This window comes from Pseudomonas sp. BF-R-01 (genome assembly GCF_019946615.1).
In the GTDB taxonomy this organism is placed as follows: Bacteria; Pseudomonadota; Gammaproteobacteria; order Pseudomonadales; family Pseudomonadaceae; genus Aquipseudomonas; species Aquipseudomonas migulae.
This window is the reverse complement of record NZ_JAGYFX010000032.1, coordinates 39,944-59,160: the sequence shown is the minus strand read 5'-3', so window position 1 is coordinate 59,160 and position 19,217 is coordinate 39,944. Positions and strand designations below refer to the sequence as shown.

Annotated in this window: 17 protein-coding genes; 15 read left to right on the top strand and 2 right to left on the bottom strand. The window is 61.4% G+C overall.

What is annotated here, in order from left to right; translation table 11 throughout:
- Positions 1 to 165: 165 nt before the first annotated feature.
- Positions 166 to 684 carry a DUF2062 domain-containing protein gene (locus KGB27_RS14440; protein WP_008031552.1) on the bottom strand — a complete coding sequence of 173 codons (519 nt, stop codon included), beginning with the start codon at positions 682 to 684 and terminating at the stop codon, positions 166 to 168.
- Positions 685 to 819: 135 nt separating this feature from the next.
- Between KGB27_RS14440 and KGB27_RS14435 the strand changes: the two genes are divergently transcribed.
- From KGB27_RS14435 to KGB27_RS14380, 12 genes are all read left to right on the top strand, one after another.
- Positions 820 to 3,042 (top strand): DNA internalization-related competence protein ComEC/Rec2, encoded by a 2,223-nt coding sequence (locus tag KGB27_RS14435; protein WP_223555053.1) that lies wholly within the window; start codon positions 820 to 822, stop codon positions 3,040 to 3,042.
- Positions 3,043 to 3,140: 98 nt separating this feature from the next.
- Complete coding sequence (locus KGB27_RS14430; RefSeq protein ID WP_008045105.1) at positions 3,141 to 3,779, top strand: MotA/TolQ/ExbB proton channel family protein; 639 nt, start codon at positions 3,141 to 3,143, stop codon at positions 3,777 to 3,779.
- Positions 3,776 to 4,207 (top strand): ExbD/TolR family protein, encoded by a 432-nt coding sequence (locus KGB27_RS14425; RefSeq protein ID WP_008031559.1) that lies wholly within the window; start codon positions 3,776 to 3,778, stop codon positions 4,205 to 4,207. The genes KGB27_RS14430 and KGB27_RS14425 overlap by 4 nt, the downstream gene beginning before the upstream one ends.
- On the top strand, positions 4,207 to 5,217 hold the full coding sequence (gene lpxK, locus KGB27_RS14420; RefSeq protein WP_008045104.1) for a tetraacyldisaccharide 4'-kinase: 1,011 nt from the start codon (positions 4,207 to 4,209) through the stop codon (positions 5,215 to 5,217). The genes KGB27_RS14425 and lpxK overlap by 1 nt, the downstream gene beginning before the upstream one ends.
- A 24-nt stretch (positions 5,218 to 5,241) precedes the next feature.
- Positions 5,242 to 5,427 carry a Trm112 family protein gene (locus tag KGB27_RS14415; RefSeq protein ID WP_007945752.1) on the top strand — a complete coding sequence of 62 codons (186 nt, stop codon included), beginning with the start codon at positions 5,242 to 5,244 and terminating at the stop codon, positions 5,425 to 5,427.
- Positions 5,424 to 6,188 (top strand): 3-deoxy-manno-octulosonate cytidylyltransferase, encoded by a 765-nt coding sequence (gene kdsB / locus KGB27_RS14410; RefSeq protein ID WP_223555051.1) that lies wholly within the window; start codon positions 5,424 to 5,426, stop codon positions 6,186 to 6,188. The genes KGB27_RS14415 and kdsB overlap by 4 nt, the downstream gene beginning before the upstream one ends.
- Positions 6,188 to 6,658: a low molecular weight protein-tyrosine-phosphatase gene (locus KGB27_RS14405; protein WP_223555049.1), complete on the top strand. Its 471-nt coding sequence runs from the start codon at positions 6,188 to 6,190 to the stop codon at positions 6,656 to 6,658. Before kdsB ends, KGB27_RS14405 begins: the two co-directional genes overlap by 1 nt.
- Complete coding sequence (murB, locus tag KGB27_RS14400; protein WP_192420256.1) at positions 6,655 to 7,674, top strand: UDP-N-acetylmuramate dehydrogenase; 1,020 nt, start codon at positions 6,655 to 6,657, stop codon at positions 7,672 to 7,674. Before KGB27_RS14405 ends, murB begins: the two co-directional genes overlap by 4 nt.
- A 247-nt stretch (positions 7,675 to 7,921) precedes the next feature.
- Positions 7,922 to 8,392 (top strand): (2Fe-2S)-binding protein, encoded by a 471-nt coding sequence (locus KGB27_RS14395; RefSeq protein ID WP_008031566.1) that lies wholly within the window; start codon positions 7,922 to 7,924, stop codon positions 8,390 to 8,392.
- Positions 8,389 to 10,710 carry a xanthine dehydrogenase family protein molybdopterin-binding subunit gene (locus KGB27_RS14390; RefSeq protein WP_008045096.1) on the top strand — a complete coding sequence of 774 codons (2,322 nt, stop codon included), beginning with the start codon at positions 8,389 to 8,391 and terminating at the stop codon, positions 10,708 to 10,710. The genes KGB27_RS14395 and KGB27_RS14390 overlap by 4 nt, the downstream gene beginning before the upstream one ends.
- Positions 10,710 to 11,693 carry an XdhC family protein gene (locus tag KGB27_RS14385; protein WP_008031568.1) on the top strand — a complete coding sequence of 328 codons (984 nt, stop codon included), beginning with the start codon at positions 10,710 to 10,712 and terminating at the stop codon, positions 11,691 to 11,693. Before KGB27_RS14390 ends, KGB27_RS14385 begins: the two co-directional genes overlap by 1 nt.
- Entirely contained in the window at positions 11,690 to 12,280 is a 591-nt protein-coding gene (locus tag KGB27_RS14380; RefSeq protein WP_223555047.1) for an NTP transferase domain-containing protein, read from the top strand. The genes KGB27_RS14385 and KGB27_RS14380 overlap by 4 nt, the downstream gene beginning before the upstream one ends.
- Before the next feature lie 165 nt (positions 12,281 to 12,445).
- Here the strand turns inward: KGB27_RS14380 and rne are convergent, their stop codons facing one another.
- A complete protein-coding gene (rne, locus tag KGB27_RS14375) occupies positions 12,446 to 15,661 on the bottom strand; it encodes a ribonuclease E (protein WP_223555044.1) in 3,216 nt (1,071 codons plus the stop codon).
- Between the two features lie 701 nt (positions 15,662 to 16,362).
- On the opposite strand from rne, the gene rluC reads away from it, so the two are divergent.
- The 3 genes from rluC to sppA are packed head-to-tail and all read left to right on the top strand — an operon-like array spanning position 16,363 to position 18,989.
- Positions 16,363 to 17,325, top strand: coding sequence for a 23S rRNA pseudouridine(955/2504/2580) synthase RluC (gene rluC / locus KGB27_RS14370; RefSeq protein ID WP_008031576.1), 963 nt, complete (start codon positions 16,363 to 16,365; stop codon positions 17,323 to 17,325).
- A complete protein-coding gene (locus KGB27_RS14365; protein WP_192227908.1) occupies positions 17,312 to 17,974 on the top strand; it encodes an HAD-IA family hydrolase in 663 nt (220 codons plus the stop codon). Before rluC ends, KGB27_RS14365 begins: the two co-directional genes overlap by 14 nt.
- Before the next feature lie 25 nt (positions 17,975 to 17,999).
- A complete protein-coding gene (gene sppA / locus KGB27_RS14360) occupies positions 18,000 to 18,989 on the top strand; it encodes a signal peptide peptidase SppA (RefSeq protein ID WP_223555042.1) in 990 nt (329 codons plus the stop codon).
- The last annotated feature ends 228 nt before the right edge of the window (positions 18,990 to 19,217 follow it).

Sequence of the window (19,217 nt, the reverse complement as noted above, 5' to 3'; positions counted from 1 at the left end):
GGAGCGAGGGCATGCCGAGCCACAGCGAGGCACCGAACGAAAGGGGCAAGAGCCCTTGGTTACTTGGGGCTCTTCCAAGTGACTCGCCGTAAGGGCGAAACCAATAGCCGCCGTCACCGCAGAAATGGATATGCCCCCCGATCAAATCCCGCCCAGCTACCGCATTCACAACATCCGCTTTTTCTTGCGCCGAGCCCACTGCCGACTCACCCACCACCGCCAATACATCATCACCAAACAATACGCGAGCGCCCCCAACACCAGCCCCACCACAACCGACCCCAGCAAAAACGGCTGCCACAGCGTAGACAGCTCCCCGCTGATCCACTCCCAGGTCAACTCATCCGGCAGATGACGAGCCGGGACATCCATCAACCACGCCCCAGTCTGATACGTACAAAAGAACACCGCAGGCATGGTGATCGGATTAGTCAGCCAGACCAGACTGACCGCAATCGGCATATTGCCGCGTACGACAATGGCCAGAACCGCCGCCACCAGCATCTGCAACGGAATCGGCAGGAACGCCGCAAACAAACCCACCGCCATCGCCCGTGCGACCGAGTGACGGTTGAGGTGCCAGAGGTTCGGGTCATGCAACAGCGTGCCGAGAAAGCGTAAGGATTTGTGTTCCCTGATGCTGATCGGGTCTGGCATGTAACGTTTGAATAAGCGCCGGGGCATAGGGCTTCTCGGTCGGTTAAGGCGGCAAGTATGTCTGGATTCTATGAGCCGCCCATTCAGACTTTGTGACAATTAATAACGATGCACGTGCCGCGAGCCGGCTATGCCTAGGAGGGGACTCTCAAGGACGGGCGTATGCGCACAGGGATGATGGCGCTGGCGTTGGGTCTGCTGGCCCTGCGTTTTTTGCCGGTATTACCGCCGGTCTGGTTATGGCTGGTGTTACCCGTAACGGGTTTGATGGCGCTGCCATTTCGCACGTGCCCATTGGCGTTTTTTCTGTTCGGCATCAGTTGGGCCGGCGCAAATGCACAGTGGGCGCTGGATGATCGTTTGCCAGCGCATCTCGATGGCGAAACCCGTTGGGTCGAAGGGCGGGTGACCGGTTTGCCGCAGAACAATGACGGGGTTGTGCGCTTCGAACTGGCAGACGTCCGGTCGAGACAGGCCAAGGTGCCGCAACGGATGCGCCTGGCCTGGTATGACGGACCGCCGGTCAACAGTGGTGAACGCTGGCGGCTCGCGGTGAAGCTGAAACGTCCTGCCGGGCTGCTCAATCCTCATGCCTTCGATTACGACGCCTGGCTGCTGGCACAACGCATCGGCGCTACCGGAACGATCAAGGACGGTGAGCGGCTCAGGGAAGCCCGATGGGCCTGGCGCGACAGCATCCGCCAGCGTTTGCAAACCGTGGATGCCCAAGGGCGAACCGGCGCGTTGATTGCGCTGGTGCTGGGGGATGGCGCCGGGCTGAGTCGTGAGGATTGGCAGGTGCTGCAAGACACCGGCACCGTGCATTTGCTGGTGATTTCCGGACAGCACATCGGTTTGCTGGCGGGGGTGGTTTACCTGCTGATTGCCGGACTCGCTCGTTATGGGGTGTGGCCGCACCGCTTGCCGTGGCTGCCATGGGCCTGCGCACTGGCATTCGCCGCCGCCCTTGGTTACGGACTGCTGGCTGGGTTCGAAGTACCGGTGCGGCGGGCCTGCGTGATGATCGGCCTGGTGCTGTTGTGGCGCCTGCGATTTCGTCACCTCGGCGCCTGGTGGCCGCTGTTGCTGGCGCTCAACGCTGTTTTGTTGCTGGACCCGCTGGCGAGCCTGCAACCGGGTTTCTGGCTGTCCTTCGCCGCAGTGGCGGTGTTGATCTTCACCTTCGGCGGTCGCTTGGGGCCGTGGCGATGGTGGCAAACCTGGACCCGTGCCCAATGGCTGATCGCAATCGGCCTGGGCCCATTGCTGTTGGTGTTGGGATTGCCGATCAGTCTCAGCGGGCCGGTCGCCAATCTGCTGGCGGTGCCCTGGATCAGTTTGCTGGTATTGCCACCGGCCTTGATGGGAACCCTGTTGATGCCGCTGCCGTATGTGGGCGAGGGCTTGTTGTGGTTGGCGGGTGGGCTGATCGACTGGCTGTTCAAGGGCCTTGGGTTGATGGCCGGTCAATTGCCAGCGTGGGTGCCCACGGCGATTCCATTGTGGATATGGGCACTGGGCATGCTCGGCGCGTTTCTTCTGTTAATGCCTCGCGGTGTACCGCTGCGCCCGTTGGGTTGGCCGTTGTTGCTGTTGCTGGTTTTTCCACCACGGCCACTTTTGCCCGAGGGCATCGCCGAAGTCTGGCAACTGGATGTCGGCCAAGGGTTGGCGATTCTGGTGCGGACTCGCCATCACACGCTGCTGTATGACACCGGACCACGCTTCGGCGACTTCGATCTAGGCGAGCGAGTGGTTCTGCCAGCGATGCGCAAACTCGGCGTGAACGAGCTCGACCTGATGTTGATCAGCCATGCCGACGCCGATCACGCTGGTGGTGCGCGAGCGGTTGCCAATGGTTTGCCGATTAAGCAGGTGCTCAGCGGTGATCCCTTGGCGCTGCCCGCCGAATTGCACGCCGATGCCTGCGAGAGTGGCCAGCAATGGACCTGGGACGGCGTGAGGTTTCAGCTCTGGCAATGGCCTTCGGCCACGGACCGCAATCAAAAATCCTGCGTGCTGCAAATCGAAGCCAATGGCGAGCGATTATTGCTGACCGGAGACATCGACAGCGCCGCCGAGCGCGCCCTGCTCGACAGCCCGCTCGCAGTGCCCACCGATTGGTTGCAGGCGCCGCACCACGGTAGCCGCAGCTCGTCGTCGATGGCGTTGCTCACTGCGTTGCAACCCAAAGCCGTGCTGATCTCTCGCGGCAACGGCAATTCGTTCGGTCACCCGCACCCCACGGTCATGGCCCGTTATAAAAAACGCGGTATGGAAATCCATGACAGCGCCGAGCAGGGCGCCATCCGTCTGCACCTAGGACGCTTCCATCCGCCGTGGGCGATGCGTCAAGAACGGCGTTTCTGGCGTTCCACGCAATAACCGCGAGTTATGAAAGCCCGACCGGATGCGACATCACGGTCTTCGGTGCATCGACCCCCTATGTTAGAGTGGCGCACTTTTTCGAGGGGACTGTCACTGTGTGGGAATTGGTCAAATCCGGCGGCTGGATGATGCTGCCGATCATTCTGAGTTCCATCGCGGCCATGGCGATCGTCGCCGAGCGTCTCTGGACCCTGCGCGCCAGTCGTGTGACCCCGGAACACTTGCTCGGGCAAGTCTGGGTGTGGATCAAGGACAAGCAACTCAATAAAGAAAAACTCAAGGAATTGCGCGCCAATTCGCCATTGGGCGAGATTCTGGCGGCAGGCCTGGCCAACTCCAGACATGGTCGCGAGATCATGAAAGAGTGCATCGAAGAAGCCGCCGCGCGGGTGATTCATGAGCTCGAGCGCTACATCAATGCGCTGGGCACCATCGCCGCCATGGCGCCGTTGCTGGGTTTGCTCGGCACCGTGCTGGGCATGATCGATATTTTCAGCGCGTTCATGGGGACGGGCATGGGCACCAATGCCGCCGTGCTGGCCGGTGGTATTTCGAAGGCCTTGATCACCACGGCTGCTGGTCTGATGGTCGGTATCCCTGCGGTATTTTTCCACCGTTTCCTGCAACGCCGCATCGATGAGCTGGTGGTGGGCATGGAGCAGGAAGCGATCAAGCTGGTCGAGGTGGTACAGGGTGATCGTGACGTGGACCTGACCGAGGGCAAAAAAGCGTGAAATTCCGCCGCAAACCGCGGGAAACGGTCGACATCAACCTCGCGTCGCTGATCGACGTGGTGTTTATCCTGCTGCTGTTTTTCGTCGTGACCACTACCTTCACCCGTGAAACCCAGTTGCGCGTCGATCTGCCCGAAGCGGTCAGCGGTTCGCCTGCCGAAGACCAGCAGGTTAAACACCTGGACGTGGCCATCAGCGCCGAAGGCGTGTTCTCGGTGAACAATCAGGTCTTGCAGAAGAACGATCTGACCGCGCTCATGGACGCGTTGCAAAAAGAATCCAACGGTGACACCAACCTGCCGCTGTCGATCAGTGCGGACGGCAAGACCCAGCATCAATCGGTCATCACCGCCATGGACGCCGCCGGCAAACTCGGCTTCAGTCACCTGCGCATGACCACTGTCGAGGCGGCGCAGCCCGCGCCCTGATGGCCATGTCCGATCGCTTGCTCGCCGCGTGGTACCAGGGTCATCCGGCCCTGAAGCTGTTGCAGCCGCTGGAGTGGCTGTACCGGCGCGTGGTGATGAACAAGCGCAAACGCTTTCTGGCGGGTGAGGGCGAGATTTATCAGCCACCGGTGCCGCTGATCGTCGTCGGCAACATCACGGTGGGCGGCACCGGCAAGACGCCGCTGATTCTGTGGATGATCCAGCATTGTCAGCGCAGCGGTTTGCGGGTCGGCGTGGTCAGCCGTGGTTATGGCGCCAAACCGCCGCAACTGCCATGGCGTGTCGAGGCTGATCAAAGCGCCGACATCGCCGGCGACGAACCGCTGCTGATCGTCCAGCGTACCGGCGTTCCGTTGATGATCGACCCGGACCGCAGCAGTGCGGTCAAAGCGCTGCTGGCGAGCGAACCTCTGGACCTGATTCTCTCCGACGACGGCATGCAACATTACCGTTTGGCCCGCGACCTTGAGCTGGTGTTGATTGACGCCGCCCGAGGCCTGGGCAACCAGCGCTGCCTGCCTGCGGGACCGTTGCGCGAACCGGTCGAACGCCTGCAAAGCGTTGACGCGGTGCTGTTCAACGGCGCCACCGATGATCGCGACAACGGTTTTGCCTTCCAGCTGCAACCCACGGAACTGGTCAACCTGCACAGCGGCGAACGCCGTCCCCTTGACCACTTCCCAGCAGGCCAGGCGCTGCATGCCGTGGCCGGGATCGGCAATCCGCAGCGTTTCTTCACGACCCTCGAAACGCTACACTGGCAGCCAGTCCCGCATGCATTTGCCGACCACGCCGAGTACAGCGTGCAGGCCTTGAATTTCACACCGTCATTGCCGTTGGTGATGACCGAAAAGGACGCGGTGAAGTGCCGTGCCTTCGCCGCCGCCGATTGGTGGTACCTGGCGGTCGATGCTGCGCCATCGCCGGCCTTCGTGGCCTGGTTCGATACGCAGTTGATGCGCCTGTTGCCGGCTCGACTTTTGCCTTAAACCGTTTATATCCAGGGAATGCTCATGGACACCAAATTGCTCGACATCCTCGCTTGCCCGGTCTGCAAAGGCCCGCTCAAGCTCAGCGCCGACAAAACCGAGCTGATCAGCAAGGGCGCCGGCCTGGCGTACCCGATTCGCGACGGTATCCCGGTGATGCTCGAAACCGAAGCTCGCACGCTGACCACCGACGAGCGTCTGGATAAATGACCACAGCCTTTACCGTTGTCATTCCATCGCGTTACGCCTCGACCCGCCTGCCGGGCAAACCGCTGCTGCTGATCGCCGGCAAGCCGATGATCCAGCACGTCTGGGAACAAGCGTGCAAAAGCAGCGCCGAGCGTGTGGTGGTTGCCACTGACGATGCGCGCATTGTCGAGGCGTGCATCGCGTTTGGTGCCGACGTGGTGCTGACCCGCGAAGACCACAATTCCGGCACGGACCGTTTGGCCGAAGTCGCCGCAAAACTCGGTCTGGCGTCCGACGCGATTGTGGTCAACGTGCAGGGTGACGAACCGCTGATCCCGCCAAGCGTGATCGATCAGGTCGCGGCCAACCTCGCAGCCCACACCGAAGCGCGCATGGCCACGCTGGCCGAGCCGATCGAAGATGTCGAAACCCTGTTCAACCCCAACGTGGTCAAGGTGGTCAGCGACCTCAATGGCCTGGCGCTGACGTTCAGTCGCGCGACGTTGCCATGGGCTCGGGACGCGTTCGCGAAAACTCGCGACGTGTTGCCGGAAGGCGTGCCGTATCGCCGCCACATCGGCATCTATGCCTACCGCGCCGGTTTCCTGCATGACTTCGTCAGCTGGGGCCCGTGCTGGCTGGAAAACACCGAATCCCTGGAACAGCTGCGTGCGCTGTGGCACGGCGTGCGGATTCACGTCGCCGACGCGCTGATCGCACCGCCCACCGGCGTCGATACGGCTGAAGACCTCGAGCGCGTTCGTCGCCTGCTGGAGGCCTGATGCGGGTTTTGTTCGTTTGCCTGGGCAACATCTGCCGTTCACCCACGGCAGAAGGTGTGCTGCGGTACAAATTGCGCGAAGCGGGGCTGGCCGATCAAGTCGAAGTCGCCTCCGCCGGCACCGGTGACTGGCACGTCGGCAGGGCTCCGGACAAACGCAGCCAGGCCGCGGCCAAGCTGCGCGGTTACGACCTGTCGATGCAGCGCGCCCAGCAAGTGACCCGCGCCGATTTTTCCACGTACGACCTGATCCTGGCGATGGACAACAGCAACCTGAGTGACCTCATGGCGCTGCAACCTGCCAAGGGCAAGTCCAAGGCCGAATTGGACCTGTTTCTGCGCCGCTACCAGTCGCAAGTCGATGAAGTACCGGACCCTTACTACGATGGCAACCAGGGCTTTGAGCAGGTGCTCGACTTGATCGAAAGCGCTTGTGATCGACTGGTGATCGAATTGAAGGGCCGGTTATGAGTTTGCAGGTTCAGCCACAGGTTTCGCTCAAGCCTTACAACAGCTTTGGCGTGGACGTTCAGGCGCGCTTGTTTGCCGAGGCTCACAGCGATGCCGACGTGCGCGAGGCGCTGGCCTATGCGGTGGAGCATGACGTGCCGCTGCTGGTGATCGGTGGTGGCAGCAACCTGCTGCTGACCGCCGACATCCAGTCGCTGGTGCTGCGCATGGCCACCCGCGGGATTCGCATTTTGAGCGACGACGGCAACAAGGTCGTGATCGAAGCCGAGGCCGGCGAGCCTTGGCATCCGTTTGTGCAACACACCTTGGCGCAGGGGTTGTCGGGTCTGGAAAATCTCAGCCTGATCCCCGGCACCGTCGGCGCGGCACCGATGCAGAACATTGGCGCCTATGGCGTGGAGATCAAGGACGTGTTCGCCGGCCTGACCGCGCTGGACCGCCAGACTGGCGAGCTGCGCGACTTCACGCTGGCCGAATGTAACTTCGCTTACCGCGACAGCCTGTTCAAACAGGAACCGGGGCGTTGGTTGATCCTGCGGGTTCGTTTCGCCCTGGACCGTGCCGAGCACTTGCATCTGGAGTACGGCCCGGTGCGTCAGCGTCTGACCGAGCAAGGCATCGATCACCCGACCGCCACCGACGTCAGCCAGGCGATTTGCAGCATCCGCAACGAAAAGCTTCCGGACCCGGCGGTGCTCGGTAACGCCGGCAGCTTCTTCAAAAATCCCTTGGTACCGGCTGCACTGGTCGCTCGGCTCAAAGGCGAATACCCGGACCTGGTGGCTTACGCGCAACCCGACGGGCAGATGAAACTGGCTGCGGGCTGGCTGATCGAGCGGGCAGGGTGGAAAGGTTTTCGCGAGGCCGACGCGGGCGTGCATAAATTGCAGGCGCTGGTGCTGGTCAACTACGGGGCCGCGACTGGCCTGCAGTTGCTGAACCTGGCACAGCGCATCCAAAAGGACATTTCAGAACGCTTCCATGTCGATCTGGAAATGGAGCCCAATCAGTATTGAGGCTACGCTTTCAAGGCTGATCTCAAAGCCCTGCACATCTTCGATTGTGCAGGGCTTTTTTGTTAATGCTGGGTTAACTTAGCCCCCTAACGATGCAAGCATTTGCTCCATCAAGGGCCCGATGCAGACATCTTCGTCCGCATAAGAGAGCCTCATTAGCCTGAGTCGATCTGCGTGATGCCAACCGCTAATCCCCCAGCGGCAGATTGCTCGACCCCATAACCCATACCACTATGCGGGCGTGCCCATGATTACCCTGAAACTCAATGGTCAAGACCATCAACTCGATGTCACCGAGGACATGCCGCTGCTCTGGGCCATCCGCGACGTGGCCGGTTACAACGGCACCAAGTTCGGCTGCGGCATGGGCCTGTGCGGCGCCTGCACCATTCACATCGAAGGCGCCCCGGCACGCAGTTGCATCACGCCGATCGGCTCGGTAGTCGGCCAGAACGTCAGCACCATCGACAACCTGCACGCCGATCCGGTCGGGCAAATCGTGCAGCAAGCCTGGCTCGACACCGCCGTCGCCCAGTGCGGTTACTGCCAGGGCGGGCAGATCATGTCCGCCACCGCACTGCTCAAGACCAACCCGAACCCGAGCGACGAACAGATCGAAGAGGCGATGGTTGGCAATATTTGCCGTTGCGGCACCTACAACCGCATCAAGACCGCCATCCGCCAGGCATCCACTCACCTGAAGGAAGCCAAGGCATGAGCCAGTTCCCGAATGATTTCGCCCTGAGTAACCTCAGTCGTCGCGGTTTCCTCAAAGGCGTCGGTGCCACCAGTGCGCTGGTGGTCGCCGCGAGTTGGGGCTGGCAGGACGCGTTCGCAGCCGAGAAGGAAAAGAAATTCGGCGCCGACGGCATGCCCAACGGCTGGATCGATGATCCGAAGGTGTACGTCAGCATCGCTGCGGATGGCACCGTGACCGTGGTTTGCAACCGTTCAGAAATGGGCCAGGGCGTACGCACCAGCCTGACCATGGTCGTGGCCGATGAACTTGAAGCCGACTGGGCGCTGGTGAAAGTGCAGCAGGCGCCGGGCGATGAAGTGCGCTTCGGCAACCAGGACACCGACGGTTCGCGCAGCATGCGCCACTGGTACGAGCCGATGCGCCGCTGCGGTGCAGCCGCGCGGACCATGCTCGAACAGGCGGCCGCCGAACAGTGGAAAGTCCCGGTCGGCGAGTGCCACGCGCAATTGCACAAAGTCATCCATAAACCGAGCGGTCGTGAACTGGGTTACGGCGCGCTCGCCGTCGCTGCCGGTGCGCTGGCGGTGCCGGCGCGTGACAGCCTGCGGCTCAAGGATCCGTCAGAATTCCGCTACATCGGCAAGGAAGGCACCAAGGCCATCGACGGTGCTGACATCGTCAACGGTCGCGCGATCTACGGTGCCGACGTGCATATCGACGGCATGCTGTACGCCGCAATTGCACGTCCGGCGGTGTATGGCGGCAAGGTCAAATCCGTGGATGACAGCGCGGCGCTGAAAGTCCCCGGGGTGGTCAAAGTCATCCAGATCGAAGGCCGTCCGCTGCCCTCGGAATTTCAGCCGTTGGGCGGCGTGGCGGTGGTGGCCAGCAATACGTGGGCGGCGATCAAGGGCCGCGATGCACTGAAAATCGAATGGGACGACGGCCCCAACGCCAGTTACGACTCGATCGCCTACCGCAAGGAAATTGAAGCGGCGTCGCTCAAACCCGGCAAAGTGGTGCGCAATACCGGCAACATCGACCAGGCCATGAGCGGCGCCGACAGCACCCTCGAAGCCTCTTACTATCTGCCGCACCTGACGCAAGCGCCGATGGAACCGATGGTCGCCATCGCCCGTTTCAAGGATGGCGTGTGCGAAGCCTGGGCGCCAAGCCAGGCGCCGCAGGTCACCCGTGAACGAATCGGCGAACGCCTGGGCATTCCGTTCGATAACGTCACCTTCCACGTCACCCTGCTCGGCGGCGGTTTCGGCCGCAAGTCCAAGCCGGACTTCATCATCGAAGCGGCGATCCTCGCCAAGGAATTCCCCGGTAAGGCGGTGCGGGTGCAATGGACTCGTGAAGACGACATCCACTGTTCGTATTTCCACACCGTCTCGGCGGAATACCTGAAGGCCAGCCTGAACAAGGACGGCCTGCCGTCGGGTTGGTTGCACCGCACGGTCGCGCCGAGTATCACCGCGCTGTTCGCGCCGGGCATGAACCATGAGGCCGCTTTCGAGCTGGGCATGGGCTTCACCAACATGGCTTACGCGATCCCCAACGTGCGCCTGGAGAACCCGGAAGCGGCGATTCATACGCGGGTCGGCTGGTATCGCTCGGTGTCGAACATTCCTCACGGCTTCGCGATCCAGTGCTTTGTCGATGAGTTGGCGCACAAGGCCAAACAGGATCCGCTCAAGTACCAGATCAAATTGCTCGGTCCGGACCGTCAGATCGATCCGCGTACGTTGAGTGAAGAGTGGAACTACGGCGAGTCGCCCGAACGCTATCCGATCGACACCGGGCGCATGCGCACCGTCCTTGAAACCGCCGCGAAAGCTGCGGGTTGGGGCCGAGAGTTGCCGAAGGGCCGAGGCCTGGGACTGGCGGTGCATTACAGCTTCGTCACTTACGTGGCGGCGGTGATCGAGGTCGAAGTCAAAGATGACGGCACGTTGATCGTGCACAAGGCCGATATAGCGGTGGATTGCGGTCCGCAGATCAACCCGGAACGAATTCGCTCGCAGTTCGAAGGCGCTTGCGTGATGGGGCTGGGCAACGCGGTGTTGGGCGAGATCAGTTTCAAGGACGGCAAGGTCCAGCAAGACAACTTCCACATGTACGAAGTGGCGCGCATGTCCCTGGCGCCGAAGGAAGTCGCCGTGCATCTGGTTACGCCACCGGGCGTGGTGCCGTTGGGCGGTGTCGGTGAACCTGGCGTGCCGCCGATTGCGCCGGCGCTGTGCAATGCGATTTTCGCCGCCACCGGCAAACGCATCCGCAACTTGCCGGTTCGTTATCAATTGCAAGGTTGGCAGAAGGCCGAGGCTTGATGGACAGCGTGGATCTGAATGTCCTGCGCAGCGTGCTGGAATGGCGCCGCGCCGGTCAGCGAGTGGTGTTGTACAGCGTGGTCCAGACCTGGGGCACCGCGCCCCGGGCGCCGGGCGCGATGTTGGCCTTGCGCGAAGACGGGGTGGTGATCGGTTCGGTGTCCGGTGGTTGTGTCGAGGATGACTTGATCGCCCGGCTGCACGATGGCCGGATTCCGGCTGATGGGCCGCCGGTGCAGTTGATCACTTACGGCGTTACTCGCGAGGAGGCCGCACGGTTTGGTTTGCCGTGTGGCGGCACGTTGCGCCTGACCGAGGAACGAGTCGGCGACCCGGCTTGGGTTGCCGGGTTGCTGGCGAGTTGCGAGGCCCATGAAATCACGGCGCGCTCGCTGGATATCGCGAGCGGTGAAGTGACGTTGCAGCCGGCGACCAAGAACGATGCGCTGAGTTTTGACGGCACCACGCTGCGCGCCATTTACGGTCCGCGTTGGCGGTTGTTGCTGATCGGCGCGGGGCAATTGTCCCGTTATGTTGCCGAGATGGCACGGCTGCTGGATTTCGAAGTGCTGATCTGCGATCCACGCACCGAGTTCGTCTACGGCTGGGAAGAACAGCACGGGCGCTTCGTATCCGGAATGCCGGACGAAGCGGTGCTGAACATCCAGACCGACGAACGCACGGCCATCGTCGCGCTGACTCACGATCCGCGCCTGGATGACATGGCGTTGCTGACGGCGCTCGATTCCAGGGCGTTTTATGTCGGTGCGCTGGGTTCGCGGGTCAACAGCCTGAAGCGCCGGGAAAACCTCGCTCAGCTAGGCTTGTCCCAAGAGGCCATCGAGCGCTTGCACGGCCCGATCGGTCTGCACATCGGCAGCCATTCCCCGGCGGAAATCGCCTTGTCGCTGCTGGCGGAAATTGTCGCGATCAAGAACGGCGTCGAGCTGAAACAGAAGAAGCCGTTGCAGGAGGAGGCATGAGCGGGCCAATCGGCGTCATCGTGTTGGCGGCGGGGCAGGGCACTCGGTTTCGACAGGTGGCGGGGGCCGACAGGGACAAGTTGTTGGCGGACTGTACGGGGCGCGATGGCGGCGTTCGTTCGGTGATCGAGCAGGTGCTGGTGAGTTTGCCGGCCACGCTGGCGAAACGCGTGCTGGTGACGACCGAAGATCGCCCGCAAGTGGCTCGTATGGCTCAGGCGTATGGTTTCGAGATTGTGCTGGTGGAATCCTCCGGCATGGGCGACAGCATTGCGGCGGGGGTGGCAGCGTGTCCGCAGCTCGGTGGCTGGTTGATTGTGTTGGGGGATATGCCGTTCATTCTGCCGTCGACGGTTGAACAGGTGTTGGCGGGGTTTTCTGATGATGGGATCAGTGTTCCGGTGATGAATGGCGAATATGGCCATCCGGTTGGTTTCGGGCGAACGTTTGGACCGGGGTTGATGGCGTTGTCGGGGGATCGCGGGGCCAAGCCGTTGTTTGCGTCGGCTCGGGTGGTTGAGGTGGCGGTGGAGGATGCCGGGGTGTTGTGGGATGTGGATGTGCCTGAGGCGTTGGTTTTCGCCTGATCCTCCGCCTTCGCGGGCAAGCCTCGCTCCTACAGGTTTTCCGCCGATCACTGTAGGAGCGAGGCTTGCCCGCGAAGAACGATAACGCGGTCTAACTGTGGAACCGCCGGCATAAAAAAAGCCCCGCCTGGGTTACCAGGCGGGGCTTTTTAGTGGCCGATGGAATCAGACGAGAGGTTTAGGCTCGTGCTCTTTTTCCTGGGCTTGCTCGTGTTGCTCTACCGCTTCCTGAACGGAGCGTGGAGCTTCGTCGATCACGGAGTCAGCGGGCTCGGCAGCCACTTCAGCAGCCGGGGCAGGAGCAGCCTCGACGACTTCAGCAACAACCGGTGCCACTTCGACAGCGACCGGAGCAGCAGCGGCAGCCAGTTCGGCTTCCTTCTGCAGGCGCTCTTCTTCACGCTTGCGACGACGCACTTCACGCGGGTCGTTAGGTGCGCGGCCACTTGGTGTCAGGGCGCTGGCCGGGGCAGCTTCAACCACTGGTGCAGCCACTTCGGCGACAACAGGGGCTTCAACGACCGGAGCATGCTCTGGTTCGGCAGCCACAACAACAGGCTCGACAACCGCAACTTCAGCGACTGGTGCTGGCGTTTCGACCGCTACCGGCTCGGCAACCCAGTTGAAAGCGGTTTGCTCTTCGCGAACTTCACGAACGGTTTCGGTCACGGTTTCAGCGACGGTTTCAACAACCGGCTCTGCAACCACGGCAGGCGTTTCAGCAACGACGGCAGGCTCGGCGGCAGCTTCGACTTCAGGCTGTGCTTCACGAACCGGAGCTACTTCGACTTCCGGAGCAGCAGTTACTTCTACAGGCGTGGTCGCTTCAACGACTGGCGCTTCGACTGGAGCAGTTTCCAGTGTGGCGGCAGTGGCGCGTTCGGCTTGCTCGTTGGCCTGTGCTTCGGCCGGAGCGCTGATCACGGTGCTGGCAACGGCTGCGGTAACAGCCAGGCCTGCGGCCAGATCGGCAGCGCTTGGTGCTTCGGCGCCTTCGTTACCTTCGGCGGACTCGGATTCTTCCGAACCTTCGATCACGTTGCCGTTGGCATCGCGTTGACGCTCGCGACGGTTGCTGCGACGACGCTGGCCACGGGAGCGGCGGCGTGGACGATCGCCTTCGGCGCCTTCCTGACCGTCTTCCTGCAGTTGCTCTTCGTTGCCAGTCAGCTCTTCTTCAGCAACGGCGGCAGCGGCTTGCTCGGCGCGTGGTTGACGCTCTTCACGCGGTGGACGTGGCGCACGCTCTTCGCGTGGCTGACGAGCTGGACGCTCTTCAGCAGTAGCGGTAGCGGCAGCAGCCGGAGCGGCGGCGTCCAGTGGTTCACGCAGTTCACGAACACGTTCTTCACGCTCGCCACGTGGCTTGCGATCTTCACGAGGCGCGCGCGGTGCACGTTCTTCGCGAGGGGCGCGTGGTGCGCGCTCTTCACGTGGAGCGCGTTCTTCGCGAGCGACTGCCGGGGTTTCTTCACGGGCTTCGCGTGGCTCACGTGGTGCGCGTTCTTCACGCGGTGCACGTTCCTCGCGAGGCTTACGCTCTTCATCGCGGCGACCGTTACGGTTGCGGCTCTGCTGACGGCCGTTGCGACGCTCTTCGTTGCGGGCCGGGCGCTCGGTGGTCGCTGGTTTTTCAACCACAACCGGAGCAGCAGGCTCTTCTTTGGTAGCGAACAGGCTGACCAGCGACTTCACCAGGCCTTTGAACAGGCTTGGCTCTGGCGCGGCGGCCGGTGCAGCAACCGGTGCGGCGACGACTTCGGTCGGAACCGGAGCGTTGGCGCGGGCCGGCGCAGTCTTGACCGCGGCTTCCTGGCGAACCAGGGTGCGGGTCGCAGCGGCTGGCTGGACTTCTTCGACTTCGGCAGCGGCAGCAGCGATTTCGTAGCTGGACTGGTTGATGCTGGCTTCCGGGCTGTCATCACGCAGGCGCTGAACTTCGAAGTGCGGCGTTTCGAGGTGATCGTTCGGCAGAATGACGATGCGGGCACGGGTGCGCAGTTCGATCTTGGTGATCGAGTTGCGTTTTTCGTTAAGCAGGAAGGCTGCGACCGGAATTGGCACTTGTGCGCGAACTTCGGCGGTGCGGTCTTTCAGGGCTTCTTCTTCGATCAGGCGCAGGATCGCCAGCGACAGCGATTCAACATCACGGATGATGCCGGTGCCGTTGCAACGCGGGCAAACGATGCCGCTGCTTTCGCCGAGCGATGGACGCAGACGCTGACGGGACATTTCCAGCAGGCCGAAGCGCGAGATGCGGCCAACTTGCACGCGAGCGCGGTCGGCTTCCAGGCATTCGCGGACTTTCTCTTCCACGGCGCGCTGGTTCTTGGCAGGGGTCATGTCGATGAAGTCGATGACGATCAGGCCGCCGATGTCGCGCAGGCGCAACTGACGGGCGATTTCTTCGGCGGCTTCAAGGTTGGTCTGCAGGGCGGTTTCTTCGATGTCGCTGCCTTTGGTGGCGCGCGCCGAGTTGATGTCGATGGACACCAGGGCCTCGGTTGGATCGATAACGATGGAGCCACCGGAAGGCAGTTCGACGACGCGCTGGAAAGCGGTCTCGATCTGGCTTTCGATCTGGAAGCGGTTGAACAGCGGAACGCTGTCTTCGTACAGCTTGATCTTGCTGGCGTACTGCGGCATCACCTGGCGGATGAAGGTCAGGGCTTCGTCCTGGGCTTCAACGCTGTCGATCAGCACTTCGCCGATGTCCTGGCGCAGGTAATCGCGGATGGCGCGGATGATCACGTTGCTTTCCTGGTAGATCAGGAACGGCGCGGAGCGATCCAGCGAGGCTTCTTTGATGGCGGTCCAGAGTTGCAGCAGGTAATCAAGGTCCCACTGCATTTCTTCGCTGCTGCGGCCCAGGCCGGCAGTGCGCACGATCAGACCCATGTCGGCCGGTGCAACCAGGCCGTTCAGGGCTTCACGCAGTTCGTTGCGCTCTTCACCTTCGATGCGACGGGAGATACCGCCGGCACGCGGGTTGTTCGGCATCAGAACCAGGTAACGACCGGCCAGGCTGATGAAGGTGGTCAGGGCTGCGCCCTTGTTGCCACGTTCTTCTTTTTCGACCTGAACGATGACTTCCTGGCCTTCGCTCAGGACGTCTTTGATGTTGACGCGGCCTTCAGGGGCTTTCTTGAAGTATTCGCGGGAGATTTCTTTGAGGGGCAGGAAGCCGTGGCGCTCGGAGCCGAAATCGACAAAGGCAGCCTCAAGGCTTGGTTCGATGCGAGTAATCCGGCCTTTATAGATGTTGGCCTTCTTCTGCTCGCGTGCACCGGATTCGATGTCCAGGTCGTAGAGGCGTTGGCCATCTACCAGTGCAACACGCAACTCTTCGGGTTGAGTTGCGTTAATCAGCATTCTTTTCATGTAGTACCGTCGGTTTCCGGGCTGCCGGAAACGGCGTTCGGCACACACGACTTCTCATGGTCGGTGTCAGGTGCGTCGGGAGTGGTTGGCCATTCCCGTGTCTAGCGAAGTCCGGCCAATGTGGGCCTTCGTCGCGACGTACGCGTCCTGCTTGCTGTGGCTACTTAAGCACTCAGTCAGGAGGAGGAATCAACCGGCGGCTGTGGACGAGATGAAGCGTCTTGATAAAGCCTATTGCTACACAGTCCAGCGGTTGTGCATCTCCACCCTACACGTATCCCTGATAATTCGGGTGCTGCCGCGCGCAGAATCCGCAGCGGGTTGGCATTTACCGTGAGCTCCGAAAGGGGAGGTCACGCATCATGGCTAATTTAGGCGTTGTTTCCGAAGCATTCGCTCGGGGTCATTCGCAGCTGACTGCACTTTGTGAACTGGCCGTGAATATGGGCTCGCGTAGCGAGTGAAAACTCTGCTTTGCGGCGTGATTCAGGCCTCATGTCACCTGCGCTCGTTACACCTGCAAACTCCACCGTTACGTAGCGAAAGCGCCGTAGGACGGCCTCGCGTCCTGGTGAATTGCATTGGTCAGGGCCGGTTTTTGACCGTTTGTCCGCTGTCCAGGCCGCTTTTGGCGGCGTTCGCGACTATAGCAGTAATGATTAAGTGCTTCAATTCCATAAAAAATTGATATCATCCGCGCCATGACGACTACTGCCCCCTCGACCCCAGGCGTACAACTGCTTGAGGTCTCGCCGGAATATGCCGGCCAACGTATTGATAACTTCCTTCTCGCTCGGCTCAAAGGCGTGCCCAAGACCTTGATTTACCGCATTTTGCGTAAAGGCGAAGTGCGAGTGAACAAAGGCCGGATCAAGCCCGAATACAAGCTGCAGGCGGGCGATATCGTGCGCGTGCCGCCGGTTCGCGTGCCTGAGCGCGACGAACCCGTGCCGCTGGCCCAGGGCCTGCTGCAGCGACTTGAAGCCTCGATTGTCTACGAAGACAAAGCGCTGATCGTGATCAACAAGCCTTGCGGCATTGCGGTTCACGGCGGCAGCGGCCTGACTTACGGCGTGATCGAAGCCTTTCGTCAGTTGCGTCCGGATTGCAAGGAGCTCGAGCTGGTTCACCGCCTGGACCGTGACACTTCCGGTCTGCTGATGATCGCCAAGAAACGCAGCATGCTGCGTCACTTGCACACGGCCTTGCGCGGTGATGGCGTGGACAAGCGCTACATGGCGCTGGTTCGCGGCAACTGGGCGGCATCGATCAAGCAGGTCCGTGCGTCGCTGGGCAAGAGCAATCTGCGTTCCGGCGAGCGGATGGTCGAGGTCGACGAGGAGGAGGGCAAGGAATCGGTGACCGTGTTCAAGGTGCTGCGTCGATTCGGCGACTTTGCCACCTTGATCGAGGCCAAGCCGATCACTGGCCGGACTCACCAGATCCGTGTTCACACTTTGCACGCCGGGCATTGCATTGCTGGCGACACCAAGTACGGCGATGACGATTTCAGCAAGGAAATCCGCGATCTGGGCGGCAAACGCCTGTTCCTGCATGCGTACATGCTGACCGTGCCGCTGCCGGATGGCGGCGAACTGAAGTTGCAGGCGCCTGTCGACGAGATGTGGGCCAAGACTGTGGAGCGCCTGAGTGCACCCCTCTGATTACAAACTGCTGATTTTCGATTGGGACGGCACGCTGGCTGATTCCATTGGTCGGATTGTCGAAGCAATGCACGTTGCGTCCGAGCGTTCCGGTTTTCAGTTGCGCGATGACTTTGCTGTCAAAGGCATCATCGGCCTGGGCCTGCCGGAAGCGATTCGCACGCTGTACCCCGAGATCAGCGATACCGAACTGGTGGCGTTTCGCGAGCATTATGCGGACCACTACATCGCCTCTGAAGCCGTGCCTTCGCCGTTGTTCGAAGGGGTCGTCGAGTCGATGGAGGCGTTCCGCGCCGAGGGTTATCATTTAGCGGTTGCCACCGGCAAGGCGCGTCGCGGACTGGATCGGGTGCTGAAGTCGCACGGCTGGGAAGATTATTTCGACATCACCCGTGCCGCCGACGAAACCGCCAGCAAACCCCATCCACTGATGCTTGAGCAGATCCTCGCCCATTGCGAAGTTCGTCCGGAGCAAGCGTTGATGGTCGGCGATTCGTCATTCGACCTGCAGATGGCGCGCAACGCCGGCATGGATTCGGTGGCGGTCAGCTACGGCGCGCAATCGATTGAAGCGCTGAAATTGTTCGAACCGGCGCTGGCCATTGATCGTTTTTCAGAATTGCATGCCTGGCTGAGTCAGCGGGCTTAATACGTTTTTGCCGGGGTAGATGGTCATGACCGACGAATGGAAGGCGCCCGCCAAGCCGAGCGCAGAGAGCGGTGACGAGAAAAGCTGGAAGCTGCTGGAAAAGACCCTGCTCGCCAGCGTGCAGGAGCAGCGTCGGTCGCGTCGCTGGGGGATTTTCTTCAAGTTGCTGACCTTTGTGTACCTGCTTGGCGCACTGGTGCTGTTTACGCCGTTGATGGACATGGAGAAAGCCGCCACTCGCAGCGCCAATTACACTGCGCTGATCGAAGTGACGGGCATGATCGCCGACAAGGAGCCCGCCAGCGCTGACAACATCGTCGGCAGCCTGCGTGCCGCCTTCGAAGATAAGAAGGTCAAAGGCGTCATCCTGCGCATCAACAGTCCGGGCGGCAGTCCGGTGCAGTCCGGCTACGTGTATGACGAGATTCGCCGGTTGCGCGGCCTGAACCCGGACACCAAGGTTTACGCGGTAATCTCCGATCTGGGGGCTTCCGGTGCTTATTACATCGCCAGTGCGGCGGATCAGATCTATGCCGACAAGGCGAGCCTGGTGGGTTCCATTGGCGTGACGGCGGCCGGTTACGGGTTTGTCGGCACCATGGAGAAGCTGGGTGTCGAGCGTCGGACCTATACGTCGGGCGAGCACAAGTCGTTCCTCGATCCGTTCCAGCCGCAGAAGCCTGAGGAAACCCGGTTCTGGCAGGGCGTACTCGATACGACGCACCAGCAGTTCATCAACAGCGTCAAGACGGGTCGTGGCGACCGACTCAAGGACAAAGAGCATCCGGAGTTGTTCTCCGGGTTGGTCTGGTCCGGTGAGCAGGCGCTGCCGCTGGGGTTGATCGATGGTCTGGGTAATGCCAGTTCGGTAGCGCGAGATGTGATTGGCGAGAAAGAGCTGGTGGACTTCACCGTTCAGGAATCGCCGTTCGATCGCTTCTCGAAGAAACTGGGTGCCAGCGTGGCTGAGCAGTTGGCGATGTGGATGGGCTTCCAGGGTCCATCGCTGCGCTGATCTTCCGGCTACATAAAAAAACCGGCCCAAGTGGCCGGTTTTTTGTTGGCGCTCGCATCCTGTAGGAGCCGGCTTGCCGGCGATGGCAGCGTTCCTGATACACCGCGCCGTTCGCATCGCCAGCAAGCTGGCTCCTACAGGATTTTGTTGTGGTGCGGATTGGGACGTTCCCTTGTAGGAGCCGGCTTGCCGGCGATGGCGCCCTCAAGATCGGTGAAGGACTCGGCA